Annotated in this window: 7 protein-coding genes; 3 read left to right on the top strand and 4 right to left on the bottom strand. The window is 39.3% G+C overall.

The window, feature by feature from the left end:
- The first annotated feature begins 439 nt into the window (after positions 1 to 439).
- Together B2X72_RS02905 and B2X72_RS02900 are read left to right on the top strand one after the other, a co-directional pair.
- Positions 440 to 1,780 (top strand): M60 family metallopeptidase, encoded by a 1,341-nt coding sequence (locus B2X72_RS02905; protein WP_286848230.1) that lies wholly within the window; start codon positions 440 to 442, stop codon positions 1,778 to 1,780.
- A 172-nt stretch (positions 1,781 to 1,952) separates the two neighbouring features.
- Complete coding sequence (locus tag B2X72_RS02900) at positions 1,953 to 2,282, top strand: YegP family protein (protein ID WP_075992803.1); 330 nt, start codon at positions 1,953 to 1,955, stop codon at positions 2,280 to 2,282.
- 105 nt (positions 2,283 to 2,387) lie between these two features.
- Here B2X72_RS02900 and B2X72_RS02895 read toward each other — a convergent pair whose 3' ends face one another.
- The 4 genes from B2X72_RS02895 to B2X72_RS02880 all read right to left on the bottom strand — a co-directional run bounded on the left by B2X72_RS02895 (position 2,388) and on the right by B2X72_RS02880 (position 7,845).
- Complete coding sequence (locus B2X72_RS02895; RefSeq protein ID WP_286848229.1) at positions 2,388 to 4,508, bottom strand: ATP-binding protein; 2,121 nt, start codon at positions 4,506 to 4,508, stop codon at positions 2,388 to 2,390.
- A 147-nt stretch (positions 4,509 to 4,655) separates the two neighbouring features.
- Positions 4,656 to 5,174: a methylated-DNA--[protein]-cysteine S-methyltransferase gene (locus B2X72_RS02890; RefSeq protein WP_088161723.1), complete on the bottom strand. Its 519-nt coding sequence runs from the start codon at positions 5,172 to 5,174 to the stop codon at positions 4,656 to 4,658.
- Positions 5,175 to 5,293: 119 nt separating this feature from the next.
- Positions 5,294 to 6,520 (bottom strand): sensor histidine kinase, encoded by a 1,227-nt coding sequence (locus B2X72_RS02885; RefSeq protein ID WP_286848227.1) that lies wholly within the window; start codon positions 6,518 to 6,520, stop codon positions 5,294 to 5,296.
- Positions 6,521 to 6,750: 230 nt separating this feature from the next.
- Positions 6,751 to 7,845 (bottom strand): PAS domain-containing sensor histidine kinase, encoded by a 1,095-nt coding sequence (locus B2X72_RS02880; protein WP_088161721.1) that lies wholly within the window; start codon positions 7,843 to 7,845, stop codon positions 6,751 to 6,753.
- Positions 7,846 to 8,064: 219 nt separating this feature from the next.
- On the opposite strand from B2X72_RS02880, the gene B2X72_RS02875 reads away from it, so the two are divergent.
- The gene (locus B2X72_RS02875) at positions 8,065 to 8,520 is read left to right on the top strand and encodes a GNAT family N-acetyltransferase (RefSeq protein WP_075992798.1); all 456 of its coding nucleotides are present in this window, start codon (positions 8,065 to 8,067) and stop codon (positions 8,518 to 8,520) included.
- The last annotated feature ends 218 nt before the right edge of the window (positions 8,521 to 8,738 follow it).

Genomic DNA, 8,738 nt, shown 5'->3' with positions numbered 1-8,738 from the left:
GCCATGTTAGTCCTTTATGATGTGGTGTTCGAGGGAATAACGTTGGGGTTGTGTAATTAGTTTGAATAACATCTAGCTTCTATAGCAGTAGAGAATAGGGGTGTTACTCGTTTCTTGTCATTTTTTTAAAACAGATTTTCTTTATAATTATTTGAAATTTATCAAAGCGAAAAGGTTTTCGTTGATTGTGCAAACGTTTGATGTGGAGTGGTTGATTATTTTTCCGTACAATATATTATATCTTGCTTTTAGATTATGAACTAAAATACTTTGCTGAAGGTGAAGTGAATTCTTTGCAGGGATCATCTGGTTTTCAGGTTTCGATGAACCATAAATCGATTAGAAAAATAAAAACTTCGAAACAGCCGCTGAGGCTTTGAAGGGTGATCGGAAAGAAGTGTTGACAATTAATACAAATTATAAACTTTATTTAAAAATTATGAGAAAGACCGTGTTTTCCTTAATCACGATTTTAGTGATCGCTATGAGCACTTCCTGCCGGAAGGATGGTAGCTTAATGTACACTTTACTGAACGATTCCAGCGCAGAATCCTTAGCAATAGCGGATTCGGTCCAACGATTTAAAGTAAGTCCTTCGGCTGCAACTGAGGTTGATAGACTTCAGTTTCGCGCAAATCATAATGAGATGCAAATGACCGGATTTTATGTAGCGCCAAACAGTACTATAACGATAAAAGTAAAAGTCAACTCGGGGATGACAGCAGCACGCTTGGCGATCGGGACGCCTTTTAGAGACAATATTCGACCAGTACGGCAGTATTTTAATCTCCAAGCAGGTACGCAAACGTTCACAGTGGATCAATACGGGGGCTTGGTTTATGTGATTTATACAGCTGATAATTACACAACAACTGGAGAAATAGAGCTTTCTTTTGGCAATGGCTTTATCCCGGTACCTTACTTTCAAAAGGGAATTACCACCCATGAGCAATGGGTAGCTACATTGGATTCGTTGAAAAATACCGTGCCGGATGTCGTCTTCTCGTCAGATCACACCATTATGGTAACCAAAATTGCCGATGCGATGCTGTATAAGAACGAAGATCAACAGCTTATTGTGGATAGACTGGATTCAATTATTGGTTTTTCCAATCGGATCAGTGGTTTGAATGGTACGAGTGGAGTCCATGCCATACCATATAATAAACACCTGATTACCGTGAGAGATTCGAGTGCAGGTGGTTATATGGCTGCTGGTATTTCTATTTATTTCACAGATGCTTTATCTTATCGTATGTTGCAACCAAAATACCTGTCCAATACAAATGGATGGGGAATATGGCATGAAGTAGGGCATACCTATCAACAAAAAGCTTGGACCTGGGGCAATCTGACAGAAACAACCGTGAATGTCTATTCTCTAGCCAGTGAAAGGGGATTTGGATTGCCCGTAAGCCGGGTGACTGCCAATAATTCCTGGCCTAAATTGACGACTTACTTTCAGAAAAACATCGCGGACCGCAACTTTAATTCAGGGGATAATGATTTGAAAATGATTATGTTTCATCAGCTTTGGCTAGGGTTTGGTGATGATTTCTACATCAAACTTAGCAAAACTACCCGCGAGAACAGACCCACAGTTTCAACAGACGCAGAGAAAATGCGCTATTTTATGCTGTCGGCATGTCAGATTGCACAAAAAGATCTTTCGGATTTTTTTAGAAAATGGGGTTTTAAAATCGATGAATCTGTGTATACGGCGATAAGTGATCTGAATTTGCCGGCTCCTACACAAGATTTAACCGCTTTAAGAGATTAAACTGTCTTGCGTACTGTGGCGTTGAATCTGTTAGTACAGATGTATAGGAAGTATGTGCCTTATTGATAATAAAAAAATTAATCGTTGTTTTACAATAAAAACATTGAAAAGTATTATCTTTAGTATGGAAGTTAATTCCGATAACCACATATTTATTTAATTAATTGAGAAAATGGGTAAATTTGAAGTAAAAACACGGAAAAATGGAGAATTCCAGTTTAATCTAAAAGCTGGAAACGGACAGGTGATTTTAAGCAGTGAAGGTTATACAACTAAAGCAAACTGCTTAAATGGCGTTGAATCTGTAAAAAAGAACGCTCAGGACGATAACAAATTTGATCGTAAAACTTCTACGAACGGTAAGCACTACTTCAACCTCAAGGCTACCAATGGCCAAATTATTGGAACCAGCGAGATGTATGAAAGCGCAAGTGGTATGGAAAATGGCATTGAATCTGTCAAGAAGAATGCGCCTGATGCGACGGTTGAGGAGATAGCCTAAGTCTATTTTCAAATGCCGGACTATTACACGTAAGTGTAAGCAGTCTGTCAATAAGCACGTATGATTTGATAGTAAAGAGCCGGGTAAAAACCGGCTCTTTTGTGTTTATTTTTCTGCTGTCGGGAGTGGGATGGAAAACCAGAAACTGCTGCCCAAACCCACGGTGCTATCAACTCCTATCTGACCCGCGTGTTTTTTGATTATTTCAGCGGAAATATAGAGCCCCAGTCCAAGCCCCGAGTAGGATTTGCCTTCGTGATTAGCTCCATAATATCGATCAAAAATAAATGGCTGTACTGCCGGATTAATACCTTCACCTTGATCTTTGACGGTTATTTTGATACGATCTTGCAACTGTTCAACCGTAATATTGATTTCTCTCGATTCTGGAGCATATTTAACGGCATTATTGACAAAATTGACAAGGACTTGTTCTAGACGTTGTTCGTCGGCAAAGATATCTGCATCGAGATCGCCGGTAATATTAACTTGATGGTTGCCTTGGGATATGATATTGTGACAACTGGAGGTAAGTATCTTCGATGCCTTGAAGGTTGTTTTTTCGAGATGAAGCTGCCCTTCACTGATTCGATGCATATTGAGCAGGTCGTCAACAAGAGTAACGATCTTTTTGATATTGACAGCAGACTGATCAATAAGTCTTGAAATGATGTCACTTCCAGTTTTGTCCTTGAATCGTTCCAGCAGTTGAATTGTTCCCTTTAATCCCGTGACGGGCGTCTTTAGTTCATGGCTGGCAATACCCAAGAAATCATCTTTTTGAGACTCATAATTTTTCCGTTTTGTGATATCCGCCACTACACCAATGAGGTGAGTCGCATTACCTTCTGCATCGTATTTGGGAAGACCCGACGCATTGATCCAATGCAACGATCCATCAGGCCAACGTATGAGATATTCAGCGTGATAAGTGGTCTTGTTCTGGATAGCATCCAGAACTTTTTGATAGACCATTTCGCGGTGCTCAGGGACGATGCTTTGCATGAGGACGTCATAGTCAAAGCGATCGTTTTTAGTGAGGCCAAAATTGAGTTTACAGGTTTCCGAGCAGTCCATTTTACCTGTTCTTATATCGCGATTGTAAGAACCGAGTTCACCAGCTTTTAGTGCAATTTCCAGCTGATAGTTGAGGGCTTCAAGGTGTTCGTTTCTTTTGATACGCTCCGTAACCTCATTGGCGATGACAATAATAGACTCCGTTTCACCTTCATCATTCTTCAACGGCTCATAGGTGAAATCAAAATAATGATCGCCCAATACTCCCATAGACTCAAGTCTTGCGTAGGCAGTGTCTCCAATATAATTTTGGCCAGTAGTAAAGACATCATCCAATATTCCCAAATAAGGCTGTCCCTGTAATTCGGGAAGTGCTTGCTCAAGTGGTTTGCCAAGAATGATTTCTGTTTTGTGCCAGAGTTTGAGCATCATATCATTGGCAACTTCAATGACTAATTCACGACCTGTTAAAATCGCAAATGCTATTGGGGCCTTATCTATAAAGGATCTGAATCGACGTTCACTTTTTTTGAGGTTTTTGTTGAGCAGCACTGTCAAATCATAGGATTTGTTGAGCTGGCTATTGGTACGATAAAGTTCATCATTGGCAAGTTCCATCTCGTCATTAAGTTCGAGCAGCCGTTGTTGCATGGTTGCCATGGTAATATTGACACCCTCAAGCTCATCAATTTTATCTATGGAAGAACTTCGAAGCTCGATTTGGTCCATTGCGGTCCGTGCAAGACCTTCTAATATCTGTCGATCTGCTGTAGTGAAAACGCGTGGATGTTTGTCGATGACGCACAGCGAACCGATCATAAAACCATCATGGGTAATAAGTGGTGCACCTGCGTAAAACCGTAGTCCAAAATCTCCAATTACATTTGGATTGGTCAGTAGAATATCTTCTTTCAGTGTATCTTCAAAGACCGTTACTTTCTTGTCCAGAATAGCTAGACTACACAAGCTTTGCCCTCGGTTCGTTTCCTTTGTAGTGCCCATGCCAATATTTGCTTTGAAATAGACAGATTCTGCATCGACCAGTGAGAGTAATGCAATAGGGGCATTGAAGATTTGTGTGGCTAATTTTGCAATTCCATCAAAGCTGGCTTCAGAAGGGGTTCCAGTTATTTTATAGCGTCTGAGGGCATTCAGTCTGTCATGTTCATTTTCAGGCATTATATCCATTCCAAACGTATTCTCTATCATAGTGACCGTGTAATTCTTTTTATAAAGATATAGTTTTAATTACAAAAGCGGAGATGCATTTTTTTTTCTCTTCATCGGCAATTCAAAGATTCCCTGAAATGATTGTTATTCCGCAGGAATAACATACTCTAAGGCTAATAGTCAGCGTTAAAGACCGAATAGTGTCGGGGTCCGATATTGTTGTTCAAGGTCAAGCAGGATAGACTTATTGCGAATGCCTCCGGCAAAGCCAACGAGCTTGCCCGAGGTGCCAACTATCCTATGGCAAGGGGCAATGATAGCGATAGGATTTTTATTCAACGCGCCACCAACGGCCCGGACGGCTTTGCTGTCGCCAAGTTGCTGCGCCAGTTGACCGTAAGTCCTGGTTGTACCATAGGGAACACCTAAAAGCATTTTCCAGACCTTGATCTGAAAGGCTGTTCCCTGAAAATCAAGCGGAATATCAAATATCTGTCTTTTTTTTGCAAAGTACTCATTCAGCTGCAGTTCCGTCTGTATTAAAACGGGAGTCTCTTCATTGTAGGTTGCTGTAGGAAGTTTTGTGCGGATATAATCCTTGTCCGCCCAAACTAAACCTGAAAGTCCCTTTTCGGTAGCGATTAAGTGTATAGGGCCAACTGGTGTGTCGATGATTTTATATACATAATTGGCATTTGCTTCCATATTTCCTTTGCGTCAATGTGTATTAGGAGTAAATCTACAAAAATGAACCTATATTGAAGTACACAAAGTTTTTCTACCATAAATAATCTCATCAAAAATTTTCTAAACCTATATTTGGGTTAACAGCATGTAGGAACTTCGATCTTGGTTTGCTGCTTATGGCTGGGGCAGGATGGCAATCCAACTGTAAAAACGGATCCCTTATTGGGTGTACTTTGGATGTTCACAATACCTTTGTTTCGTTCAATAAGATCCTTGCATAAGACAAGGCCCACACCCGATCCGGGCTCGTCTTCAGTGCCAAAGGACTTTTGCTGAATTTCATTAAAAAGTGCAGCAGACTTCAAGGGGTTAATTCCTATTCCTTCATCCTGAATATGAATATGTGTATAGGTTTCATCCACGCTGGTGTAGATGTTGATATTCCCATTTACATAGCTGAATTTGATCGCATTGCTAATCAAGTTGCGTAAAATAATAATGGTATGATCCCGATTGGCAATTATCTGCGTGTTGTTTGGTATATTAATATTGATTTTTAGTTGTTTAGATTGTGTATTCTCATTAAAAACTTTAATAATTTGTTGTATCATAGGTTTGATTAATTGGGGTGATGCTTTGGTATTCATACCTTGCATACTGCTGCTGCCCCATTGTAGCAAATCATCCAAAGCTTGATTCTGCTGTGTAATCTGCTGATAGATCTGTTGGATATATTCCTGGGATGCCGTACTATCGAGCATCTGATTACGAAACATAAATATCAGTGCTTCCAGGTTGGCAAAAGGGCTTTTGATGTCGTGCGCGATAATAGAAAAAATTTTTTCTTTGTCCCGATTCATGGATTCTAAGTTGAGGCGTTGCTGCTCAATTTTTTTCATATTCTTATAGATGATATCAAGAAAAAAGTTGACCGCAACGACCATAAAAGCAAGCGCATTGATAATATTGAAAACAGATCTGGATCGTGGAACTTGCTGACTCAGGGGAAGTATATCAGGAAGCAGATATAACAGTAAAATCAGGAAAGCTACCGTAATACAAAGGACTATATGGATCTTTCGGTTGTCATACATCAACATCGAGACAATCAATGTGCACAATAGAAAATATTCGCCGCCATTTTTATAAAGTAGTGCCCCAGCGAAGAAAAACACAGAATTACTTATCAATAGAGTTGCCTTAGCGATATTGTGTTTCCCATAATATTGAAGCAGAAGGACCGTAAACGAACATATAGAATTGGAGAAATTAATCGCCGATAAAACATAGCGGTGGTCGATAAGATTGAGGATTGAAAAGAAAATTGTCGGAAATAAACATAACAATGCAATCAAATTTATCATGTGCACACGTTTGAAATCGATGTATGACATGCCCGGATGTGCACCAATATGGGAAAATAGTTTCCAATATTTACGAAAATGATTCATAGAGACGTGTCTGATTTTGCTTACAATTTCTAAACACTCAAAATTAGCCATAAATCAGGAGTCCAACAATGATTTTTCTTGAAAGCAGAATAAGATTGACAAAATTTGCCATCAAAGGAAGATAAAAGAGCTAGGTCGCTCGATTAATTTGGAAAAAATAGACGGATTTCGGTCCCTTGGTTCTCCTTACTGAAGATGGCCATCTGCGCTTTGAGTCTTTCAAGAATTTCCTGAACGATAAACAGCCCAATGCCTTTTCCCTGATAATCCGTTGAATTTGAACCACGGAGTCTTTCCATGCGTATATTTTCGAGTTCATGCTGGGGAATACCGATACCATTGTCTTTGATGATATATAATACACCGTTCGTTACTTTTTCACTATAGATATGCACCGCTGCTTTCTTATTGGCCGAAGAGTATTTGACCGCATTGTTGATCAAGTTTGTAAAGATTTGGTAGATTGCATTTTGATCACTGTTTACTGGAAAAAGGTCACCAAAGATAAGTTCAGTATGTGGGCTACGGTATAGTAATTTCGCTTCCCGGCACCAATTGGGCAATGTAAGATCTAAACGAACAGGTTGTTTCCGTAGTCTATTAATTGGAGCAAGACTCAGTTCGACCGTTTTGTCGATAATATCAGCAATGTTTTCAACTGATTGATCAATGACATCATACAATTCGAGCCGTCTATTGGACTGCATATCCAAATGTTCTTTTAGTACACCTATACCCAATTTAGCAAGAGCCAAAGGATTTTTAGCATCATGTGATAGCGTATAGGATATCATGCGCAGGTTGGTTGCGGGATTGATTGTTATATTTTCTTGATCTTCAAGTTTCTCTTCGTGTATCTTATGCGTGACATCTGTGGCTGTGTGGAGGATGGAATAAGTTCGGCCACGCTTATCAAAGAGGGGTTTGTATTCAAAATCAAAATAGCGTTTGATCTTGAAATCACGGTCAATGATCGTTGCAGGGGTTTCAAATGCCTTGTAGGTGACGCCGCTTTCCCAGACATTACGGAGTATATCTGTAAACCCTTCTTGGGTAAAAACCGGAAAAACCTCTCCAAAGGAATGTCCAAATATTTCGTTCTCTGTACGCCACATATTTAGCATTCGCGAGTTGGCGAATGCGATATTGAGGTTCGAATTATCATAAATCGCCGTTGCAATCGGCATCTGATTTAATGCTTCAAAAAAAATCGGAATATCCTTTTGAGGTTTTTGCATATTGGGTATTTAATGATTATCTGCTTACCGCAGTGCGACCGTAAAATTAATCAAAAATCAAGCCAATAGCGATGGTTTTTAATGTTTTTTAGGAAAAATACGGCCAATCGGTAGGGCTGGAAATAGCGCAATAAAAACACACTAAATTATTATTATATTTAATAAACTTTATAGGAGATGTAAGTTAACAATAGACAGGGATTTGTAATCATACCAATTATGGATAAGTATTTGGAAATTAGGAAATATGATGTTCAGGACAGAAATAAGCTGATCGATATTCTTCATATGAATATACCGAAGTACTTTGCACAGAGCGAGGTTGCCGATTTCACAGAATATCTTGACCAGGAAATGGAGACGTATTTTGTTGCGCTGGTTAACGGGCAAATTATTGGTGGCGGTGGAGTAGGTTTTTCTGATGATGAGCGCATAGGTTTTTTGAGCTGGAGTTTTTTAAATCCAAAATATCACGGATTTGGTTTTGGAAAAAATCTATTGCATCACCGTATTGACTTTCTGTACACCCATCATCAGGTTGAAAAGATCGAAGTCGGTACCTCTCAATTCACGTTCGGATTTTATAAGAAAAATGGTTTTATACTAAGGGAAATCCATAAAGACTATTGGGCTGAAGGCTTTGATTTATATGATATGGTCCATACAAGAGAATAGACAGTACCGTTAACACTGATTCGATGAAAAGCTGATAAATAAAGTGTAGCTCATTGATTGAATGAGACCAAGTTTTCCTTGATTTGATTCAGGTGGTGTAAGGGATGATAGCTCATCAGAAAAAACATTTCGCGAATACTGAGTTTGCCGAGCAAAGGATGTGGTAAAACAAGGCTATCGAGCTCCTCTTCATTGTACAGTACAAATAGCTGATTGAT

This window comes from Sphingobacterium sp. UBA7253 (assembly GCF_002472745.1).
GTDB classification, from domain to species: Bacteria; Bacteroidota; Bacteroidia; order Sphingobacteriales; family Sphingobacteriaceae; genus Sphingobacterium; species Sphingobacterium siyangense.
Note: the sequence above shows the minus strand (reverse complement) of the source record. Positions and strands in the feature narration are given on the sequence as shown.